This window comes from Amycolatopsis sp. NPDC059027, assembly GCF_042739735.1.
Taxonomy (GTDB): domain Bacteria; phylum Actinomycetota; class Actinomycetes; order Mycobacteriales; family Pseudonocardiaceae; genus Amycolatopsis.
In genome coordinates this window covers 81893-102488 of the sequence record NZ_JBHYIK010000022.1, presented here as the reverse complement: position 1 = coordinate 102488, position 20596 = coordinate 81893, and the positions used below count along the sequence as shown (strand labels likewise).

The window sequence follows — 20596 nt, the reverse complement described above, 5'->3', positions numbered from 1 at the left end:
CGTTACCCGGTGAAGTAGTCGCTCAGCACCGGAGCCAGGACGGCCATCGACACGGTGTGTTTCCGGCCTTCCAGGGTCCGGTGCTTCGCGCCGGGCAGGACGGCGGCGAGGTCCTTGGCCGCCTTGCGCAGGGAAGCCGGGCTCTTGGCGCCGTCGAGCACGAGCGCCGGCGCTGTCAGACCGGCCCATTCCCCGGCGCGCAACGGCTCGCCCGCGGTGTGGCCGTCGAGGAGTTCGGCGTCGTACGGCAGGGTGTGGGCGAGGCCGACCAGCCGCTGCCACACGCCGCGCATCGCCCGCATGATCAGGATGACGAACCACGGCGCGCCCATACCCGTGGTCATGAAGTACCTGACCGCCTCGGCGCGCTCGTCGTCGCGGATCAGCGCCCGCAGGTGATCGAGGAAGTCGGCGGGCGGGTGCTTCGCCGAGGCGTCGGTGACGAACGGCGGTTCGTACAGCGCGAGCTTCTTGATCGGGACGCCGTGCGTGGCGGCCTTCAACGCGAGCACCGCGCCGGACGACAGGCCCCAGACGTAGGCCTCTCCGCCCGCGGCGTCGACGACCGCTTGGAGGTCTTCGATCTCGCGTTCGGGGGAGTACGGCGCGGTGTCGCCGCTGTCGCCGCGGCCGCGCCGGTCGTAGTTGTAGACCGTGAACCGCCCGGCGAGCAGCCCGGCCAGCTCCACCAGCCCGGGGAAGGTCCGGTAGCCGAACGCGCCGGAGACCAGGATCAGCGCCGGTCCGTCCCCGGTGCGGTCGTAGGCGATCTTCGTGCCGTCGCGAGAGATGGCGGTGTGCATGGGGGCGATCCTGCCGGGTGCCGTTCGGCGCGTGGCACGCAGGTGGGTGGTCACCTCAGCGCGTCAGTCGGCGATGCCCGCGCGGTAGGCGAAGGCGACGGCCTGGGCCCGGTCGCGCAGGCCCGCCTTCGTGAACAGGTGGTTCACGTGGGTCTTCACGGTGGCTTCGCTGACCACCAGCGTCCGCGCGATTTCGGTGTTGGACAGTCCCGCCGCGATCAGCCGCAGCACCTCGATCTCGCGCGCGGTGAGGCCCTCGACCTCCTTAACACGCGCGGGCGCGCTCCGCGTCGCGGCCGCCACCAGCCGGCGCTGCAGCTCGGCGTCCACAGTGGACTGACCGTCCGCGGCAGCGTGCAGCGCGCGGGCGATGGCCTCGGCGTCGGCGTCCTTGGTGAGGAACCCCCGCGCACCCGCCTTCAGCGCGGCCAGCAGGGATTCGTCGTCGGCGTAGGTGGTGAGCACGACGACCTCGGTTTCCGGGTGCTCGGCGCGGACCCGTTCGGTGGCTTCCACGCCGTCGCAGCGCGGCATGCGGAGGTCGACCAGCAGCACGTCCGGCCTGTGCTCGGCGACGAGTTCGAGCGCGGCGAGCCCGTCGGCGGCCGAACCGACCACCTCGACACCGGGCAGCAGGCCGAGCAGCGTCACCAGGCCCTCCCGGACCACCGCCTGGTCGTCGGCGAGCACCACCCGCAGTGCTTTTCCCGACCCCCTCTCCGAGGACCCCACCCCCCGGTTCACCCCGGCACCGTCAGGTGTATCCGCCATCCGTCCTCCACCGGCCCGCTGTCGAGCCGCCCGTCCAGCAACGCGACCCGTTCTCCCATTCCCCGCAAACCGTAGCCTGCCGCCGGTGCCTCCGGCGGGCGCCTGCCCTGGCGGTCGGCCACGGTCAGTTCGACCTGCCCGGCGGCGAAGTTCAAGGTCACGTCGACGTCGGCCTTCGGCGCGTGCTTGCGGGTGTTCGCCAGTGCCTCCTGGACCGCGCGCACCAGCGTCGCGCCGATCGCGGCGTCCAGTTCGCGCGGGTCGCCCTCGACGGCGAGGTCGGCGCGGGCACCGGTGTCCATGCGGTACGCGGCCAGCAGGTCGGAGACCGCGCGCTCCACCGGAACCGCGTCCTCCCGGAGCGCGGCGACGGCCTTGCGGGCCTCGGCGAGCCCGTCGGTGGCCAGCTTCTGGGCGCGTTCGATCTGGCCGACGGCGTCCGGGCTCGCGCCGTCACGCATCAGCATGAGCCGGGCGCCCTGCAGGTTCAGCGCGAGACCGGCGAGGGAGTGCGCGAGCACGTCGTGCAGTTCGCGGGCGATGCGGGCGCGCTCGGCGAGCGCGGCGGCCCTGGCGTGTTCCTCGTTCGCGGTCTGCGCGCGCGCCAGCGCGAGTTCCGCCTGTTCCAGCTTCTCCATCCGGTTGCGGCGGTTGAGGGCGAGCAGCACGACCACGGCCAGGATCGCGTAGATCGACAGGACGTCGCCGATGTCGAGCTGCCGCGCGAACACCCACCACGTGATCCCCGCCAGGTTGAGCACGACACTCGCGATCGCGGAGGCCGGTGGCAGCCGGAACACCGCCATGAACGTCATCGTGTACATCGACGCCGAGGCCCAGCTGGACGGCGCCAGCACCCACACGGCTGCCGAGGTCGCCACGATCGCGGGCAGCACCACCGGGAGCAGCCCGCGCGGGCCGCCGGTCAGCGGGTACCACAGCGCCGGGAGGGACAGGGCAAGGGTGACCACGATCAGGACCCAGCCGAGCGTGCCCGCCCGCGGCATCGCCGTGGCCATCGAGACGGCGACGAGCCCCCAGCGCACCCAATGCGGCATCGGCGGCACCCACGGGTGGCGTCCCGGCTGCGGTGTCGTCATGCTCGTCCCTTCGGCTGGTTGTACGGAAAATGTACTTCTCCGGTCTTGGCTGTGCGGTGTCCGGCTTTCCCGCCCCAGGAGGTATCCATGTCCAGGTTGCGACGGCTCGCTGTGTTCGCCGCGGCCGCGGTCCTGCCCGCGCTCGGCCTGACGCTCGCCGGCCAGGCGCCGGCGTCGGCCGCGCCGAACTTCCAGGTCCCCTTCAAATGCGGTGTCACGGTCACCGCCGCGACGTTCAGCGGCCACAATCCGGCCAACTCGGTGGACTTCCAGAAGGCGGGCATCACCGGGATGCCGGTGCTCGCCTCGGCCGCGGGCACGGTGACCCGGGTCGCCAACGAGGGCAGCACCAGCTACGGCCGCTGGATCGAGCTCGACCACGGCGGCGGCTGGCGTACCCGCTACGCGCACCTGTCCGCGCAGGAGGTGTCGGTGGGCCAGAAGGTCAACGGCGGCACCCAGATCGGCAAGGCGGGCGCGACCGGCGGGGTCACCGGGCCGCACCTGCACTTCGAAGAAAACCTCAACGGCGTGACGCAGAAGGCCGTGCTCAACGGCGTCGCCGTGCCTTACTACGGGCACAAGGACTTCACGTCCAAGAACAACTGCGGTGGCAACCCGTACTCGGCCGAGCAGGTCTGCGGCTCCGGGTTCTCCGTCGTGGATTCGCAGCCGCTTGGCACCGCCGGGACGTCGTACCTGCTCTACAACGCCTCGACCAAGGCGAACTGCGTGACCACGCTGAAGGCCGTGTCGCTGGGCACCGCGAGCCCGGTTTCGGCGTTCCTCGAGGTCCAGGGCTCGGCGCGGACGACCGACTCCGGCAGCTTCACCTACTACGCCGGGCCGGTCACCAAGACCGCCGGATCGACCTGCGTGCGCTGGGGCGGCTCGGTCGGGACCAGCGCCTACGAGAGCCCGTTCGAACACTGCGGCTGAGGTCGCGTGACTCGGTGGGCCGCGCAGGATAGCGCGCCCCACCGACAGGACAAGCCTGCCCGTGCCCCCGCCGGGCAGGCTTGTCCACAACGGACCCGGTGATCCACAGATTTGCCGCGATCGCCCCGGCCGGTCCCGTCCCGCCGCAAGGTGGACCCATGACCACTTCCACCGCGGCCGGCACCGATCCGGTCGACCTCCGGGATCCGGCGCAGCTGCTCGCCGCGTTCCCTTACCTGTTCGGGTTCCGGCCCGAGAACTCCGTGGTACTGCTCGGCCATCGGCCTCCTGGCAATGTCGTCGGGCTCCTGCTCCGCGCGGATCTGCCCGCCCGGAAACACCGGGCGCACCAGGCGGAAGCGCTGGCACAGCGGTTCGCGAGCAGTCCGCACACCGGGGTCACCGCGGCCGTGATCGGTGGCAGACCCCCGCGCGGCGGCCGTCCGCCGCACGCGGGGTTCGTCCACCATCTCGACCGCGCGCTGGCCGGGCACGGGCTGCGGATGCTGCACGCGCTGTGGGCCCCGGAAATCGTCTCCGGCGCGCCATGGGCGTGCTACCAGGACACCGTCTGCGGCGGGGTCCTGCCGGATCCGCGTGGCACCGTGATGGCCGCGGTCACCACGGAGTCCGGGCAGGTCGCCTTCGCCAGCAGAGCCGAAATGGAACGGCAGCTCGAGCCCCGGTGCCCCGAGGCACTCGCGCGGCGGGCCGCCGCACTCGCCGCGCTCTCCACACCGCCGTGGGATCCGGCGGACGCGGTGGCGGCGGGCGGCGCGGAGATCCGCGCGGCGCTGGAGCGGCAGCGTCGCGGGGCGGGGCCGCCCACCGACGACCAGGCCGTCCGGCTGGCCTGCGCGCTCGCCGACAAACGCGTCCGCGACGCCTGTCTCGCCACCGCCCTCCCGGCGGACACACCGATCGCCCGGGAGGCCGAGGCACTGTGGCGCACGCTGGTGTGCGAGCTGCCCGCGCCGCATCGGGCCGAAGCGGCCTGTCTGCTGGGCTACGCCGCCTACATGCGTTCAGACGGCACGTTCGCCGGAATGGCGTTGGCGAACGCGCTCGCGGCGGTACCGGGGCATCTGCTGTCCCGGCTGCTCGCGGGAGCCCTCGACCACGGCTTCACCCCGGAGTCGCTCGCCGGTCTCGCGCGGTGCGAGGGCGTGGCCGACCTCGGCCTCTCCGGCGAGCCGCCGGATTGACCCCGTCAGGAGTGAGCGACGTGGCGGGAGCGAGTGAACTCCCAGGCGTCGGCGACGATCCCGGCCAGATCGGTGCGCTCCGGCTGCCAGCCGAGCTCCGCGTGGGCGCGGTCGCTGGCGGCCACCAGCACCGAGGGGTCCCCGGCACGCCGGGGCGCGAGCTCGGCCGGAATGGCGTGCCCGGTCACCGCGCGGCAGGCCTCGACCACCTCGCGCACGGAGAAACCGGTGCCGCTGCCGAGGTTGTAGATCCGGTGCTCGCCCGCGGTCGCGTGCTTCAGCGCGAGCGAGTGGGCGTCGGCGAGGTCGACGACGTGGATGTAGTCGCGGATCGCGGTCCCGTCCGGCGTCGGGTAGTCGTCGCCGTAGATCTGGATGTGGGCCCGGTCGCCCGTGGCCACCTGGAGAACGAGGGGAATGAGATGGGTTTCGGTGGTGTGCCGCTCGCCGTAGGCGCCGTACGCGCCGGCGACGTTGAAGTACCGCAGGCTCACCGCGGCGATTCCGTGTGCACGCGCGAAGCTGGTGATCGCGGCGTCGATGGCGAGCTTGGTCGCGCCGTAGGTGTTGGTCGGTCGTGTCGGCGCGGTCTCCGGGATGGGGGAGGCCTCCGGCTCGCCGTAGGCGGCGGCGGTGGAGGAGAACACCAGCCGCGGCGTGCCGTGCGCGTGCATCGCCTCCAGCAGGCGCAGCGACGTGACGACGTTGCCTTCCCAGTACTTCGCGGGGTCCGACATCGATTCGCCGACGAGCGACTTCGCGGCGAAGTGCAGGACACCGTCGAAGCCCTCGCCGAGGATCTCGGCGGCCACCTCGGCGGCATCGCCTTCGATGAACCGGGCGGCCGGGGGCACGGCGTCCTTGTGCCCGGTGGACAGATCGTCGACCACGGTGACCTCGTGACCGGCCTCGATCAGCCGGGCGGCACACACGCTGCCCACGTATCCGGCGCCGCCCGTCACGATCAGTTTCAGGCTGCTCTGGTCCTCGGTCACTTGGTGGCCCTTCTGGTGCGGAGTTCGGTGGTGACTGCGGGGCACAGTCTCTCCTCATGGCGACGCCCCGGATCCGCTGGGGGTTGTCTCCGCCCCGGCGCCGCGTTAGAGCGTGTCGCGGCCAGCGCCACGGGAAGGAACGGCGGTGAACAGCCGTGGCCGGCGCCCGCCCGCCTCGGCGAAGGCGGCTTCGACGGCGGCGCCGATCCGGTCCAGATCCGGCTCGCGCACCAGTGCGATGGCCGACCCCCCGAAACCGCCGCCGGTCATCCGGGCACCGAGCGCACCCGCGGCGCGGGCGGAATCGACGGCGAGGTCCAGTTCGGGCGTGGAGATCCGGTAGTCGTCGCGCATGCTCACGTGCGAGGCGTCCAGGTACGGCCCGATCTCGGCGAGCCTGCCCGCGCGCAGCAGCGCCACGACGTCGAGCACCCGCTGGTTCTCGGTCACGACGTGCCGCACCAGCGGGGCCAGCTCGGCCGGAAGGGCGGCGAGCGCGTCGGCCAGCCCGTCGAGGGTGACGTCACGCAGCGCCTTGACCCCGAGCAGCTCCGCGGCCCGCTCGGTGCCGCGGCGGCGCTCCCCGTAGCCCCCGTCCGCGTGCGAGTGCTTCGTCCGGGTGTCCATGATCAGTACCCGCACGCCTGCCTCCGCCAGCCCGAACGGCACCTGTTCCATCTCGCCGGAGCGGACGTCGAGGAAGAGCACGTGCGAGTCGGTGCAGCAGAGCGACGCGGTCTGGTCGAGCAGACCGGTCGGCGCGCCGACGAAATCGTTCTCGGCCCGCTGCACCCAGCGGGCCACCTCGTAACGGCCGGGTGCGTTCGCGGCGGGCGCGTCGAGTTCGACCCCGGTGAGTCCCAGCAAAGCCAGCGACACCGCGCATTCGAGCGCGTGGGAGGAGGACAGCCCCGCCCCCGACGGGACGTCACCGGCGATCACCACGTCGGCGCCGCGGTCGAAGCCCTGGTCACGCAGCACCCACGCCACACCGGCGGGGTACGCGGCCCACCCGCCGACCGCCCCGGGGACGAGCGAAGCGATCTCGAGCGGGCCGGAATGCTGGAGCTGACCGTCGTCACCGAGCGTGGACACGGTGAGGATTCCGTCCTCGCGGGACGCCGCCGCGGCGGCGAGCCGGTGAGGCAGTGCGAAGGGCAGGACGAAACCGTCGTTGTAGTCGGTGTGTTCCCCGATCAGGTTCACCCTGCCCGGGGCCGACCACACCCCGGCCGGTGCCCTGCCGTGGACGGCGTGGAACGCCGCCGCGGCCTGCTCCGCCGGGCTCACCTGGCCTGCGCCAGCACCGCGTGCAACGCCGAGCTGGACACCTGCGCGGTGGTGTCCCCGCCGGTGACCTCGACGGTGCCGCCGCCGTTGGCCTTGCCGACCTTGACCTTGCGGCCGGGCACGATCCCCACGGACTTGAGCTCGGTCATCAGCGACTCGTCCAGCTGGACGTGCTCGGCGATGCGCTTGATCTCGACCTCGCCGCCCCCGGTGCGCGCGAACTCGTCCAGCCGCACCAGATCGGCCTCGGCGGGGGGCGCGGGCTCACCACCGCCGAGCTTGTCCAGCCCGGGGATGGGGTTGCCGTAGGGCGAGGTTGTCGGGTGGTCGAGCAGCTTGACCAGCTTGCGCTCCACCGCCTCGCTCATCACGTGCTCCCAGCGGCAGGCCTCGTTGTGCACGTGCTCCCATTCGAGACCGATGACGTCGACGAGGAGACGTTCGGCGAGCCGGTGCTTGCGCATCACGGCGATGGCGAGCTCGCGGCCGTGGTCGGTGAGCTGCAGGTGACGGTCGTCGGCGACGACGACCAGCCCGTCACGCTCCATCCGGGCGACGGTCTGGCTCACCGTCGGGCCGCTCTGCTGCAGCCGCTCGGCGATGCGGGCGCGCAGCGGGACCACACCCTCTTCTTCGAGCTCGTAGATCGTACGCAAGTACATCTCTGTGGTGTCGATGAGTTCGTTCACGCTGGTCCCCTTCGTCCGCAGTTGCATATCGTAGTCGTTGGGCCCGACAACAACGGCAGGCCTGGGGATAACAACCCGTGCGGGCCGGATAGTCCGCCCGAGCTGCGGGGACGGGGGTCGTGACGGGAGGATGGGCCGATGCGTCCCCTGATCTCCACCATGGATCTCGCCACCCTGCTCGAGGGGCCCGCCGGAGCCTCTCCCATTGTCCTCGACGTGCGCTGGCGGCTGGCCGGGCCACCCGGCGCCGAGTCCTACCGCGAGGGCCACGTGCCGGGCGCGGTCTTCGTCGACCTCGACACCACGCTCGCCGGTGAACCGGGGGAGGGCGGCCGTCATCCGCTGCCCGATCCGGCCGATCTCCAGCGGGGCCTGCGCGCCGCCGGGGTGCGGGCGAATCACCCGGTCGTGGTGTACGACGACGCCGATGGTTCGGTCGCCGCGCGGGCCTGGTGGCTGCTGCGCTGGGCGGGCCACACCGAGGTCGCGGTGCTCGACGGCGGATACGCGGCCTGGCTGGCCGAAGGCCGCCCGGTGAGCACGGAAACCCCGCGGCCCGCGGAAGGCGACATCGAGGTCCGGCCCGGCGGCATGCCGGTACTCGGCGCGGACGAGGCCGCGCGGCTCGCCCGCGACGGCGTCCTCTTCGACGCGCGCGCCCGCGAGCGCTACGCCGGGGAGACCGAACCGATCGACCCCCGCGCCGGGCACATCCCCGGCGCCGTGAACGCGCCGTTCGCCGGGCACGTGGGAACCGACGGCCGTTGGTTGCCGCCCGCCGAACTGGCCGCACGCTTCGCGGGGCTCGGCGTCCGCCCCGGCGGCGCGGTCGGCGCCTACTGCGGCTCGGGGGTGACGGCGTCGTCGGTCGTGCTGGCGCTGGAGGTCGCGGGGCATCCCGAGCCCGCCGCGCTCTACACGGGCTCGTGGTCGCACTGGTCCCGCGACCCCGAGCGCCCGGCGGCCACCGGCGACCTTCCAGGCTGACCACAGGACACGACCAAAAGAGGGGGGACAGTGGAGGACAACACCGGTCCGAGACGTGTGCTGCTGAGCATCGGCATCGCGGCCGCGGTATGCGCGGCATGCGGAGGTCCCGGCACAGATCACGGCGACCCGCGGAAGGTACCGCCCAGTTCGGCCGAGGCGCGGCAATTGCTCGACACCACCGTCCGGCTGGCGCGGGCGGGGGACACCGGAACCCTGTGTCGGATCGTCGCCGCGGCCGAACCGATGTGCCGGTCGCTACTCGAAAGCGCGGCGCAGAGTCACTTGTCCGCCGGGCACGAAGTGCCACGCGTCCTCGATGAACATCTCCTTGACGAGCCGCACTCGACGCCGACGCTGGTGCTCCGGCTCGCCGGTACCCACGACGACGGCCGGGAGTACACGAGCGATTTCGCTGTCATCCGGGACCAATCGGGAATTCGCAGTATGACGGCGATCTACTGGTCGGAGGTGCAATTCGCGCCGAGATCGCCGCCCGCGACAACCTCACGCTGAGTCACGGATCGGCCGGCGACCGGCCGGAAGCGGACGTAGGGGATCGCGGGCGTGACCCGGCCGCACCGTGTACTCGGTGGGCCGGGCCCGCCCTGCGGTACCCGGGGGGATCGGGATGGCTCACGTTTCGCGGTTGCGCATGACTGCGTCCTTTCTGTTCTTGAGCGCTTTTCGCGCACCGGCGATGCGGTCTCGGGGTGCCGCGGCGGCTCAGGTTTCACGGTTTCGCACGGCGGTTTCCCTCCCTTGTGCCAACGGTGGAATCGGATGGGGCGCGGGAACTCAGGTCTCGCGGTTGCGCATGGCGCGCTCCTTTCGTGCGGCGCGGGGATTCCAGGTCGTGGGACAGCTCAGGTTTCGCGGTTGCGCATCACGGCCACCTCCTCTGCTCCCGGTGACAGCGCGGGTACCCAGCGGATACGGGGAAATGGGGCGGGCTCAGGTCTCGCGATTGCGCATGCCGACCGCCTCCCTTCACTGCTCCAATCGAGTAACGTCCATCGATCGAGGCCGTTCGTCGTGATTGGGTGGACACGGTTCGTAGATCACCCAGGAGGGTGCACCACCGTGAGTATGGATGGGGCGGAAGCGGCGCACAGAGCCGCGGGCCGCATCGGTGACGTTCTGTCACCTCGCCGGTGGAAGCTCTGGGCCCAGCGCCCGGGGCTGATCGCCTACTGCCTGCTGATCGAGATCGTCGCCGTCGCCGCCACGGTCGTCACCGCGGGCAGGGCGACCCGCGTGCGGGACGTCGTGATCCTCGCCGGGCTCGCCGGGCTGGCGATCCTGCAGGCCGAGCTGGGCCGTCAGATCGAACGCGTCCGCCGCCTCGTCTCGGACACCCCGCACATCAACATGACCTCGGTGTGGACGTTCGCCGGCGTACTGCTCCTACCGCCCGCTCTGGTCACCGCGCTGGTCGCGATCCTGTACCTGCACCTCGGGACGCGGAGCCTCTACCGCATCCGCCGGGCGCCGCTGTTCCGCGTCGTCTTCAACGCCGCGCTCGTCGTCGTCACCTGTCACACGGCGGCGGCCGTTCTCGCCCGCAGCGGCGTGCCGAGCATGTACGCCGCGCTCGACGCGGGCTGGGCGGGCGTCATCGTGATCGCGATCGTCACGGCCACCTACTTCGTCGTCGGCGCGTTGATCACCGTCCCCGGCCTCACGGTCAAGAAGCGCTCGTTCCGCACGCTGTTCGGCGGGCTCGGCGACAACCTGCTCGAAGTCGCCACGCTGTGCCTCGGCGTGCTGACCGCGCTCACCCTCGCGACGCTGCCCGCGCTCGCGCTGATGATCGTGCCGCCGCTGCTGGTGCTGCACCGGGCCGTGCTCGTCAAGCAGCTGGAGATCGCGGCCACCACCGACGAGAAGACCGGGCTGTTCAACACCACCGGCTGGCACAGCCTGGCCACCCGCGAACTGCACCGCGCGCAACGCCTGCCGCAGGCGAGCTTCGGGGTGCTCATGGTCGACCTCGACCACTTCAAGCGGATCAACGACCAGTTCGGGCACCTCGGCGGGGACGCCGTGCTCCGCGCCGTGGCGGGCACCATCAAGGGCGCCGTGCGGGACTACGACTCGGTCGGCCGGTTCGGCGGCGAGGAGTTCGTGGTGCTGCTGCCCGACATCCGCGAGACCGATGTCCGCACGGTGGCCGAACGCGTCCGCGAGGCCGTCGCCGGGCTCAGCGTCGAAATCGCGGACGGCAGCCGCGCCAAGGTCATCGACGGGCTGTCGGCCTCGATCGGCGTCGCCACCTACCCCGCCGCGGGTGCCGCGCTCGACCGGCTGCTCCAGGCGGCCGACAAGGCGCTCTACAGTGCCAAGCGCAGTGGCCGGAACAAGGTCGTCTGCATCGCCGACGTCGGCTGAGACCTGCCTCGCGGGCGGCGGGGCATGCTGTGCCCGTAGATACCAATCCGACAGCAGGTAAGCGATTCGTGCAGGTCAGCGAGCTTTCCTGGTCGGCTTGCTTCCGGTCTCCTTGGTAGTGTGCGGACATGCGCCCGCCCGCTGTCGTCTGGGATTCCGCCCTGCTGGGGTACGACCTCGGCGGGCAGCATCCGTTCAACCCCGTCCGGCTCCTGCTCACCATCCGCCTGGCCACCGAGCTCGGCGTGCTCGACGGCGTCGAACTGCTCGTCCCGGACGCGGCGGGCGACGAGGAACTGCTGCGGGTGCACGTCCCGGAGTACCTCGAGGCGGTCCGGCAGGCGCCGCTGGTCGGCTGGGACGTCGGGCACGGGCTCGGCACGGACGACAACCCGGTGTTCAGCGACATGCACGACGCCTCGGCGCTCGTCGTCGGCTCGACGCTGCTGGCCGCGCGCAAGATCGCCGAAGGCGAGGCCACCCGCGCGGTGAACATCGCCGGCGGGCTGCACCACGCGATGGCCGACCGCGCGTCCGGGTTCTGCGTCTACAACGACTGCTCCATCGCGATCTCGTGGCTGCTCGACCACGGCTTCGACCGCATCGCCTACATCGACACCGACGTCCACCACGGCGACGGCGTGCAGGCCGCGTTCTACGACGACCCGCGGGTGCTGACGGTCTCCCTGCACCAGCATCCGTTCACGCTGTGGCCGGGCACCGGCTACTCCGGCGAGACAGGGAAGAACGGAGCCGAGGGCACCGCGGTCAACATCCCGCTGCCGCCGCGCACGCGCGACGCGAGCTGGCTGCGTGCCTTCCACGCCATCGTCCCGTCGCTGCTCGCCGAGTTCGAACCGCAGATCCTCGTCACGCAGTGCGGGGTCGATTCGCACGAGGAGGACCCTCTCGCCGACCTCTCGCTGTCGGTCGACGGGCACCGCACGATCTACACGACGCTGCGAGAGCTGGCGGGCACCTACGCGGGCGGGCGCTGGCTCGCCGTCGGCGGGGGCGGTTACCAGCTGGTGCGCGTGGTCCCGCGGTCGTGGACCCACCTCATCGCCACCGTGCTCGACCGCGACGTGGCGCCGGAGACGAGGCTCCCGCCGGAGTGGGTGGCCGACGTCGGGCGAGCGGCGCCGGACACGGAGATCCCCGCCGCGATGACCGACGGCGAGGAGACCGCGTTCAAACCGTGGGGCGACGACGTCGACGACCCGGCCGACATCGCGATCCGGGACACCCGCCGCGCGGTCTTCCCGTTGCACGGCCTCGATCCGGACGACCCGAGGGACTGAGCATGGCGGCCGAGGAACGCGATCCGTACGCCTACCCGCGTGAGTGGGAAGCCGACGTCGTGCTGTCCGACGGCGGCACCGTCCACTTGCGACCGATCGTGCCCAGCGACGCCGACGCGCTGGTCGCCTTCCACGGGAAACTGTCCGAACGCACCCGCTACTTCCGCTACTTCGGCGCCTATCCGCGCATCCCGCCGCGCGATCTCGTCCGGTTCTCCACTGTGGACCATCACGACCGGGTCGCGTTCGTGGCGATGCTCGGCGACGACATCATCGCCGTCGGCCGCTACGAACGGCTCGACGGCGGTCCCTCGGCGGAGGTCGCCTTCGTCGTCGACGACGCGCACCAGGGGCGCGGGCTGGGCTCGATCCTGCTGGAGCACCTCGCCGCGGCGGCCTCGGAACGCGGGCTGCGCCGGTTCACCGCCGAGGTGCTGGCCGAGAACGCCGCGATGGTCCGGGTCTTCCGCGACGCCGGCTACCAGGTGAGCCGCGCCATCGAGGAGGGCGTGCTGCACCTGGAGTTCGACATCGACCCGACCGAGGAGTCGCTCGCCGTCGCGCGCTCACGCGAGCAGGCCGCCGAGGCCCGCAGCGTGCACAACCTCCTGCATCCCCGGTCGGTCGCGGTCATCGGCGCGTCCGCCGATCCGACCAAGGTCGGGCACGTCGCGTTCGCCAACATGCTGGCCGCCGACTTCACCGGCACGGTCTATCCGGTCAATCCCGAGCACCGGTCGGTGCGCGGGGTACGGGCGTACTCCTCGGTGCTCGACATCCCGGACTCGGTCGACCTCGCCATCGTCGCGGTGCCCGCCGAAGCCGTCGAGTCCGTTTTGGACGGTGCGCTCGCCAAGGGCGTCAAGACCTTGCTGATCGTCTCCGGCGGATTCGCCGAGGCCGGGCCGCTCGGGTTGCACGCCGAATTGCGACTGGTCGGCGAGGCGCGGGCGCACGGCATGCGCGTGGTGGGCCCGAACGCGCTGGGCGTGCTCAACACCGCGGCCTCGGTGCGGCTCAACGCCACCCTCGCGCCCCGGCTGCCCGCGCGCGGGCGCACCGGGTTCTTCTGCCAGTCCGGTGCGCTCGGCACCGCGATCCTGGCCGACGCCGAGGCACGCGGGCTCGGCCTCTCGACCTTCGTCTCCGCCGGCAACCGCGCCGATGTCTCCGGGAACGACCTGCTGCAGTACTGGGAAACCGATCCGGACACCGATCTCGTCCTGCTGTACCTGGAGTCGTTCGGCAACCCGCGCAAGTTCGCCCGGCTCGCCCGGCGGCTCGCGCGCACGAAACCGATCGTCGCGGTCAAGTCCGGGCGGCACGCGGTCCGCCCGCAGCTGGCCGCGACCTCGGCCGAGGTCGACGAAGCCAGCGTGCAGGCGCTGTTCGAGCAGGCCGGGGTCGTGCGGGTCGAGTCGCTGGCGCAGCTGTTCGACACCGCGCTGGTGTTCGCCCACCAGCCGCTGCCCGCGGGGCCGCGGGTCGGCATCGTCGGCAACTCCAGCGCCATCGGCCTGCTCGCCGCCGACACCGCGCGTTCGCAGGGACTGAAGCTGGCGTTCGACCCCGTCGACGTCGGCCCGCAGGCGGGCCCGGAGGAGTTCGCCGCGGCCGTGCGCGAAGCCCTCAACTCGCCGGACACCGACGCGCTCGTCGTGGTTTTCGTGCCCCCGCTGGCGATTCCGGGCACGGCGTACGCGCGGGCGCTGCGCGAAGCCGTGGTGGAAATGGCGCGCGACAAGCCCATAGTGTCCACCTTCCTCGCCGCCGAAGGCGTTCCCGCCGAACTGGCGGTGCTCTCGGACGACGGGACGCCGACACGTGGTTCGGTGCCGAGTTACCCGAGTCCGGAACGCGCGGTGAACGCGCTGGCGCGGGTGATCCGGTACGCGGCCTGGCGCCAGCGTCCACAAGGGACACTCGTGCGGCCCGGCGGGCTGCACGTCGAGCAGGCGCAGGCGATCGTGCGGGAACTGCTGGACGCCGAGGACGGGAAGACGACGCTGCTCTCGGACACCGACGTCGTCCGGCTGCTGGGCTGCTACGGCATCGAAGTCGTCCCGTTCCGCGTCGTGTCCACAGTGGATGAAGCGGTGGCCGCGGCCGCCGAGCTGGGCTATCCGGTGACCCTGAAGGCGGTCGACGAGCGGCTGCGCGGGCGTCCGGACCTCGCCGGGGTCCGGCTGGACCTGACCTCGGAGGACTCGGTGCGCACCGCGTACGAGGGCCTGTGCGAGGTGTCCGGGGACGATGAGGTGTACGTCCAGCGCATGGCGGCCAAGGGGATCTCCTGCGTGATCGGCCTGCAAGACGACCCTTCGTTCGGCACGCTCGTGTCGTTCGGTTTGTCCGGCCTGGTCAGCACGCTGCTGGGAGACCGTGCCTACCGGGCGATCCCGGTCACCGACGTCGACGCGGCCACGCTGCTGCGCGAACCACGCACCGCCCCGCTGCTCACCGGCTACCGCGGCGACGAACCCGCCGACCTGGCCGCACTGCAGGACATGGTGCTGCGCGTCGCCGCCCTCGCCGAGGACAACCCCGAAGTCCGCTCGCTCGCCCTCGACCCGATACTGGCCTCGCCCGCCGGTGCCTTCGTCGCCAACGCGCGCCTCGTCCTCGGCCCGCCGCCGACCCGCCCCGACACCGGCCCGCGCCGCCTCCGCGCCATCACCCCCACCGACTGATCACGCGAGATCTCCTCTCAGACACGCTGGATCTCCCGCCGAGCACGCCGGATCTCCGGCCGGGCCCGCGAGTCCGCTGGGGAGGTTCCGGAGATCTCGCGTGACCGGGCGGGGAACTCGTGTGACGGAACGGAGATCTCGCGTGATCAGGCGGGGGTGTCGGCCAGCGACATGCCGAGAGCCAGCAGGTGCCTGGTGGCGCCGCCGAAGGTGAATTCGAGGCGTTTGGCGGCGGCGAAGTAGCGGTGCACGGGGTGGTCGACGTCGATGCCGACGCCGCCGTGGACGTGCACGGCGGTGTGCACGACGCGGTGGCCCGCTTCGGCGGCCCAGAACTTCGCGGTGGCGACCTCTTCGGCGGCCGGAAGTCCTTCGGAGAGGCGCCACGCGGCCTGCCACAGCGTCAGCCGGACCGCTTCGACGTCGAGATACGCGTCCGCGAGCCGTTGCCGCACCGCCTGGAAACCGCCGATGACCTGGTCGAACTGCTTGCGTTCGCGCGCGTACGCGGCAGTCAGCTCCAGCGCGCGCTCAACGACGCCGAGTTGCTGCGCGCAGAGCCCGACGGTCCCGCGCAGCCGCAGCCACTCGCCGACGTCGCCCAGTGACACCGCCGGGGCACCGGTCAGCTCCACGAGCCCGGCGTCGGCGTGGTCGACGGTGCGCTGCGCCGCGATGTCCACGCCGTCGGCCTCGCGGTCGATCAGGAACACCTCGTGGCCGTCCCCGACAGCGGCTTCCACGAGCAGGCCGTGGGCGAAGGCCGCGAACGGTATCGCGGACTGCGCGCCGGTGAGCCGATGTCCGTCCGTTGTGGACTCGGAGGTGAAGCCACACGGCGCGCCCGCGTCCGGCAGGGCCACCGCGAGGACGCGGCTGCCGCGCAGCACCGGGACCACCCAGCGTTCGGTCAGCTCCGGCGTACCGAATTCGGCCAGCGCCGCGGCGGCCATCGTGATCGAGGACAGGTAGGGCACCGGTGCGACGGCGCGGCCGATCTCGGTCAGCACCGAGCACTGCTCCAGCAGGCCGAAGCCGCCACCGCCGACCGAGGAGGGGAGTGCCGCGTCCAGTACGCCCGCCTTCGCCAGGTCCGTCCACAGGGGAGCGTCGAATCCGCCGGAGCCGTGCGGGCCCAGCATTGCCGGGGTGACCTTGTCGGTGAGCAGCTTCCGGGCCAGGCCGGAGAGGGCTTGCTGTGCTTCGGAGTGGGAGAAGTCCATGGGGGGGCTCCTAGCGCGTGACAGGAAGACCGAGTGCGGTGGCGGCGATGATGTCGCGCTGGACCTCGTTGGTCCCGCCGCCGAAGGTGAGGATCAGCGACGACCGGTGCAGGCGCTCGATCCGGCCACGCAGCAACGCGCCGGGGGAGCCTTCGCGGACCACCGAGGCCGCCCCGAGCACCTCCATCAGCAGCCGGTAGGCCTCGGTGGCGAACTCGGTGCCGAACACCTTCGTCGCCGACGCCTCTGCCGGGCCGAGTTCGCTCGCCGCGGCCGCCCAGGCGATCCGCCAGTTGCGCAGCTTGAGGTATTCGGCGTGCGCGTGCACGCGGGCCAGGTGCAGGCGTACCCATTCGGCGTCGATCACGCGGCTGCCGTCGGGGAGTTTCGTGGTCTGTGCCCACTCCCGCACCTCGCGCAGGGACGTCATCACCGGTGCGGCGGAGGTCAGCGCGACACGCTCGTGGTTGAGCTGGTTGGTGATCAGCGGCCAGCCGGCGTTCTCGTCGGCGATCCGGTTGGCCACCGGGACACGCACGCCGTCGTAGTAGGTCGCGCTGGTGCCGGGCCCCGCGACGGTGTGCACCTTCGTCCACGAAAAGCCGGGAGCGGACGTCGGCACGATCAGCATCGACAGGCCCTTGTGCTTGCGCGCCTCGGGGTCGGTGCGCACGGCGAGCCACACGTAGTCGGCGTACTCGATGAGGCTGGTCCACATCTTCTGCCCGGTGACGACGTACTCGTCGCCGTCGCGTTCGGCACGGGTGCGCAGCGACGCGAGGTCCGTCCCTGCTTCCGGCTCCGAGTAGCCGATCGAGAAGTGCAGCTCCCCGGCGGCGATCCTCGGCAGGTAGAACGCCTTCTGTTCTTCGGTGCCGAAGCGCATGATCGTCGGGCCGACGGTGTTGACCGTCAGGAACGGGACGGGCACCCCCGCCACGGCCGCTTCGTCGGTGAAGATCAGCTGGTCGAGCATCGGCCGGGCCTGGCCGCCGTACTCGCGGGGCCAGCCGAGCGCGAGCCAGCCGTCCTGGCCCATCTGACGCACAATCTCCTTGTACGCCACGCCATCGCCGTACTCGCCGCCTCCGGCCGCCAGGCTCTCCCGGCGGGCAGGGGTCATCAGCTCGGCGAAGTACTCGCGCAGCTGACCGGCCAGTTCCCGCTGACCTTCGGTGTAGTCGATCCGCATCCGTCACCTCCGCCCGGCAGGGCTCGTTGTGGTGGGTGAACCCGCCTCGGGGCTACAGTAGAACTTGTTCTAGTTGTACCAGGCTTCGCGGACGGGAGGAAGTATGGAGATCAAGGTGGACCGCTCGCTCTGCGAGGCGAACGCGGTGTGTGTCGGGTTCGCGCCCGACGTGTTCGACCTCGACGACGACGAGAACCTGGTCGTCCGGTCGCCGATCCCGGAGGATCAGGTAGAACATGTTTCGCAGGCTGTGTCGGGTTGTCCGAAGAATGCCCTGTTCATGGCGGGTTAGTACCGTTAATTTTGCCCTTGATAAGTACGAGAACAGATTCTAGTCTGTGGGGCGAGAGGCGGGCTGGACCCGGCCCGACGTGCTTCGACGAGGAGGCATCGCGGTGAGTGCGGCCGTAGGCGAGACATTGGCGGGCCGGACGGCCATCGTCACCGGCGCCGGTGCGGGGCTCGGCAGAGCCGAAGCCCTCGCGCTGGCGAAGGCCGGGGCGGCGGTGGTCGTGAACGATCTCGGCGACGCGAAGAGTGTCGCGGAGGAGATCGAGGCGGCGGGCGGGAAGGCGATTTCCGTCGCCGGTGACGTCGCCGAGCGCACCACCGCCGACGCGCTGCTGGAGGCCGCGGTCGATCACTTCGGCGGGCTCGACATCGTCGTGAACAACGCCGGGGTGCTGCGCGACCGGATGCTGTTCGGGATGTCCGACGAGGAGTGGGACCTTGTGCTCGCGGTTCACCTTCGCGGGCATTTCCTGTTGTCCCGCAACGCCGCGAAGTACTGGCGCGACAAGTCCAAACTGGACGGAAAGCCGGTGTACGGGCGGCTGGTGAACACCGCGTCGGAGGCGTTCCTCGTCGGCTCTGCCGGACAGCCCAACTACTCCGCCGCCAAGGCCGGGATCGCGGCGCTCACCGTGTCCGCCGCGCGCGGCCTCGCTCGCTACGGCGTGCGTGCCAACGCGATCTGCCCGCGTGCACGGACCGCGATGACCGAAGCGGTCTTCGGTGAGGCCCCCGAGGAAGGCGTCGATCCGCTGTCGGTGGAGCACGTCGCGCCGTTCGTCGCCTTCCTCGCCTCGCCTGCGGCCGAGAACGTCAACGGCCAGGTGTTCGTCGTGCACGGCGGCATGGTCGCGCTGCTCAAACCACCTGAGGTGGAGCAGCGCTTCGACACCGCGAACGGCGTCTGGACCGCCGAAGAACTCGAAACCGCGGTCGGCGGTTACTTCGCCGGGCGTGAACCGGAGCGGATGTTCGCCGCCACCGACATTCTTTCGCTGCCCTGACCCCTATCGAGGAGCTGAAGTGACGGGACGCTTGGACGGCAAGGTCGCGCTGGTCACCGGTGGTGCGCGCGGGCAGGGCGAGGCCGCCGTACGCGCTTTCGTGGCCGAAGGCGCGCGCGTGGTGATCGCCGACATCCTCGACGAGGATGGCGAAAAGGTCGCGGCCGACCTCGGGGACGCGGCGGTGTACCAGCATCTCGACGTCGGCTCCGAGGCCGACTGGGATGCCGCGATCGCGCGGACCCAGGCCGAGTTCGGCCCGCCGACGGTGCTGGTCAACAACGCCGGGATCCTGCATTTCTCCGAGCTGGGCAAGACCGCGCTCGCCGATTACGAGCGCGTCATCCGGGTCAACCAGATCGGGCAGTTTCTCGGGATGCGTTCGGTCGTTGAACCGATGACGGCCGCCGGTGGCGGCTCGATCGTCAACGTGTCCTCTGTGGAGGGTCTGGCCGGCATGCCCTACCTCGTCGCGTACACCGCGAGCAAGTTCGCGAGCCGCGGGATGACGAAGGTCGCCGCGCTCGAACTGGGCGCCAAGAACATCCGGGTCAACTCGGTCCATCCCGGGGCGATCGACACGCCGATGATCCCGGCCGCGGTGGGCGCCGAAGTCGACATGTCGTTCATCGCCAAGAAGGTCCCGCTGGGCCGGGTCGGGCGGCCGGAGGAGATCGCGCAACTGGTGTTGTTCCTGGCCAGCGACGAGAGTTCCTACTGCACCGGCGCGGAGTTCGCCGCCGACGGCGGGGCGACGGCTACCCACTCTCTCAAGGTCTGAGAGGGAGCTGCCGAAGGGACGGAGTGAACACCGCTAACCGAAAGCGGGGTCGGGGAATGAGTAAGACTCATGAGTAGGTAACTACTGGGAGGTGCCGTGGCCGGCTACGGAAATGAGATCGCGGCACACGAAGTTGCCAGGGCAAGGTAGCGGGATATGCAGACCGCGTTTACAGTCCCGGGAACCGCGGCGCTGACGCAGGTCGGCAGGCTCGCCACGTTGTCCTGGGAGGTCTTTCGGGCGATCTTCCGCCGCCCGTTCCAGTTCCGGGAGTGGATCCAGCAGTGCTGGTTCTTCGCCAGTGTCACGATCCTGCCTACGGCGCTGGTGGCGATCCCGTTCGGCGCCGTCATCGCGCTGCAGCTCGGTTCGCTGACACAGCAGATCGGCGCGCAGTCCTTCACCGGCGCCGCGAGCGCGCTGGCGATCGTGCAGCAGGCGAGCCCGCTGATCACCGCGTTGCTGGTCGCCGGTGCGGGCGGCAGTGCCGTCTGCGCCGACATCGGGGCCCGCAAGATCCGCGAGGAGATCGACGCGATGGAGGTGCTGGGCGTCAACCCGATCCAGCGTCTCGTCGTGCCGAGGGTGCTCGCGGCGATCGTGGTGTCGGTGCTGCTCAACGGCTTGGTCAGCGTCGTCGGCGTGCTCGGCGGGTACTTCTTCAACGTCGTCCTGCAGGGCGGGACGCCGGGGGCGTACCTGGCCAGTTTCAACGCGCTCGCCCAGCTGCCCGATCTGTGGATCAGCGAGATCAAGGCGTTGCTGTACGGCTTCGTCGCCGGGGTGGTCGCCGCGTTCCGCGGGCTGAACCCGGCGGGCGGGCCGAAGGGCGTCGGCGACGCGGTCAACCAGGCCGTGGTGATCACGTTCCTGCTGCTGTTCCTCATCAACGTGGTGCTGACCGCGATCTATCTGCGGATCGTGCCGCCGAAGGCGATGTGAGC

19 protein-coding genes are annotated in these 20596 nt (G+C 71.2%); 11 read left to right on the top strand and 8 right to left on the bottom strand.

Features of this window, described 5'->3' with window-relative positions:
• Positions 1-2: 2 nt before the first annotated feature.
• The 3 genes from ACFWY9_RS17565 to ACFWY9_RS17555 form a co-directional block, all read right to left on the bottom strand.
• Positions 3-803 carry an alpha/beta fold hydrolase gene (locus ACFWY9_RS17565; protein WP_378326428.1) on the bottom strand — a complete coding sequence of 267 codons (801 nt, stop codon included), beginning with the start codon at positions 801-803 and terminating at the stop codon, positions 3-5.
• 63 nt (positions 804-866) lie between these two features.
• On the bottom strand, positions 867-1574 hold the full coding sequence (locus tag ACFWY9_RS17560) for a response regulator (RefSeq protein ID WP_378339271.1): 708 nt from the start codon (positions 1572-1574) through the stop codon (positions 867-869).
• Positions 1544-2674 (bottom strand): sensor histidine kinase, encoded by a 1131-nt coding sequence (locus ACFWY9_RS17555; protein ID WP_378326426.1) that lies wholly within the window; start codon positions 2672-2674, stop codon positions 1544-1546. Before ACFWY9_RS17555 ends, ACFWY9_RS17560 begins: the two co-directional genes overlap by 31 nt.
• Before the next feature lie 87 nt (positions 2675-2761).
• Here ACFWY9_RS17555 and ACFWY9_RS17550 point away from each other — a divergent pair, with 87 nt between their 5' ends.
• Both ACFWY9_RS17550 and ACFWY9_RS17545 read left to right on the top strand, forming a co-directional pair.
• On the top strand, positions 2762-3613 hold the full coding sequence (locus tag ACFWY9_RS17550) for a M23 family metallopeptidase (RefSeq protein ID WP_378326425.1): 852 nt from the start codon (positions 2762-2764) through the stop codon (positions 3611-3613).
• A 158-nt stretch (positions 3614-3771) separates the two neighbouring features.
• Positions 3772-4818 carry a DUF4192 domain-containing protein gene (locus tag ACFWY9_RS17545; RefSeq protein WP_378326424.1) on the top strand — a complete coding sequence of 349 codons (1047 nt, stop codon included), beginning with the start codon at positions 3772-3774 and terminating at the stop codon, positions 4816-4818.
• Positions 4819-4823: 5 nt separating this feature from the next.
• On the opposite strand, the gene galE is transcribed toward ACFWY9_RS17545, so the two are convergent.
• The 3 genes from galE to ACFWY9_RS17530 all read right to left on the bottom strand — a co-directional run bounded on the left by galE (position 4824) and on the right by ACFWY9_RS17530 (position 7792).
• Positions 4824-5813, bottom strand: coding sequence for a UDP-glucose 4-epimerase GalE (gene galE, locus ACFWY9_RS17540; RefSeq protein ID WP_378326423.1), 990 nt, complete (start codon positions 5811-5813; stop codon positions 4824-4826).
• A gap of 105 nt (positions 5814-5918) precedes the next feature.
• Positions 5919-7103 carry a galactokinase gene (gene galK / locus ACFWY9_RS17535; protein WP_378326422.1) on the bottom strand — a complete coding sequence of 395 codons (1185 nt, stop codon included), beginning with the start codon at positions 7101-7103 and terminating at the stop codon, positions 5919-5921.
• On the bottom strand, positions 7100-7792 hold the full coding sequence (locus ACFWY9_RS17530; protein ID WP_378326421.1) for a metal-dependent transcriptional regulator: 693 nt from the start codon (positions 7790-7792) through the stop codon (positions 7100-7102). The genes galK and ACFWY9_RS17530 overlap by 4 nt, the downstream gene beginning before the upstream one ends.
• Before the next feature lie 138 nt (positions 7793-7930).
• Here ACFWY9_RS17530 and ACFWY9_RS17525 point away from each other — a divergent pair, with 138 nt between their 5' ends.
• From ACFWY9_RS17525 to ACFWY9_RS17505, 5 genes are all read left to right on the top strand, one after another.
• Positions 7931-8779 (top strand): sulfurtransferase, encoded by an 849-nt coding sequence (locus ACFWY9_RS17525; protein ID WP_378326420.1) that lies wholly within the window; start codon positions 7931-7933, stop codon positions 8777-8779.
• A 30-nt stretch (positions 8780-8809) separates the two neighbouring features.
• Positions 8810-9295 carry a hypothetical protein gene (locus ACFWY9_RS17520; RefSeq protein WP_378339270.1) on the top strand — a complete coding sequence of 162 codons (486 nt, stop codon included), beginning with the start codon at positions 8810-8812 and terminating at the stop codon, positions 9293-9295.
• 573 nt (positions 9296-9868) lie between these two features.
• Positions 9869-11170, top strand: coding sequence for a diguanylate cyclase (locus ACFWY9_RS17515; RefSeq protein ID WP_378339284.1), 1302 nt, complete (start codon positions 9869-9871; stop codon positions 11168-11170).
• A gap of 128 nt (positions 11171-11298) precedes the next feature.
• The gene (locus ACFWY9_RS17510; RefSeq protein ID WP_378326418.1) at positions 11299-12471 is read left to right on the top strand and encodes an acetoin utilization protein AcuC; all 1173 of its coding nucleotides are present in this window, start codon (positions 11299-11301) and stop codon (positions 12469-12471) included.
• A gap of 2 nt (positions 12472-12473) precedes the next feature.
• A complete protein-coding gene (locus tag ACFWY9_RS17505) occupies positions 12474-15161 on the top strand; it encodes a GNAT family N-acetyltransferase (RefSeq protein ID WP_378339269.1) in 2688 nt (895 codons plus the stop codon).
• A 146-nt stretch (positions 15162-15307) separates the two neighbouring features.
• Here ACFWY9_RS17505 and ACFWY9_RS17500 read toward each other — a convergent pair whose 3' ends face one another.
• Both ACFWY9_RS17500 and ACFWY9_RS17495 read right to left on the bottom strand, forming a co-directional pair.
• Complete coding sequence (locus ACFWY9_RS17500) at positions 15308-16384, bottom strand: acyl-CoA dehydrogenase family protein (protein WP_378339268.1); 1077 nt, start codon at positions 16382-16384, stop codon at positions 15308-15310.
• A 10-nt stretch (positions 16385-16394) separates the two neighbouring features.
• Positions 16395-17576 (bottom strand): acyl-CoA dehydrogenase family protein, encoded by a 1182-nt coding sequence (locus tag ACFWY9_RS17495; RefSeq protein ID WP_378339267.1) that lies wholly within the window; start codon positions 17574-17576, stop codon positions 16395-16397.
• Between the two features lie 103 nt (positions 17577-17679).
• Between ACFWY9_RS17495 and ACFWY9_RS17490 the strand changes: the two genes are divergently transcribed.
• The 4 genes from ACFWY9_RS17490 (at position 17680) to ACFWY9_RS17475 (ending at position 20594) form a co-directional block, all read left to right on the top strand.
• On the top strand, positions 17680-17868 hold the full coding sequence (locus ACFWY9_RS17490; protein ID WP_378339266.1) for a ferredoxin: 189 nt from the start codon (positions 17680-17682) through the stop codon (positions 17866-17868).
• Positions 17869-17971: 103 nt separating this feature from the next.
• Positions 17972-18871, top strand: a complete 900-nt coding sequence (locus tag ACFWY9_RS17485) for a 3-oxoacyl-ACP reductase (RefSeq protein ID WP_378339265.1) — start codon at positions 17972-17974, stop codon at positions 18869-18871.
• Positions 18872-18890: 19 nt separating this feature from the next.
• A complete protein-coding gene (locus ACFWY9_RS17480) occupies positions 18891-19652 on the top strand; it encodes a glucose 1-dehydrogenase (protein WP_378339264.1) in 762 nt (253 codons plus the stop codon).
• Between the two features lie 156 nt (positions 19653-19808).
• On the top strand, positions 19809-20594 hold the full coding sequence (locus ACFWY9_RS17475; protein ID WP_378326411.1) for an MlaE family ABC transporter permease: 786 nt from the start codon (positions 19809-19811) through the stop codon (positions 20592-20594).
• Positions 20595-20596 lie beyond the last annotated feature (2 nt).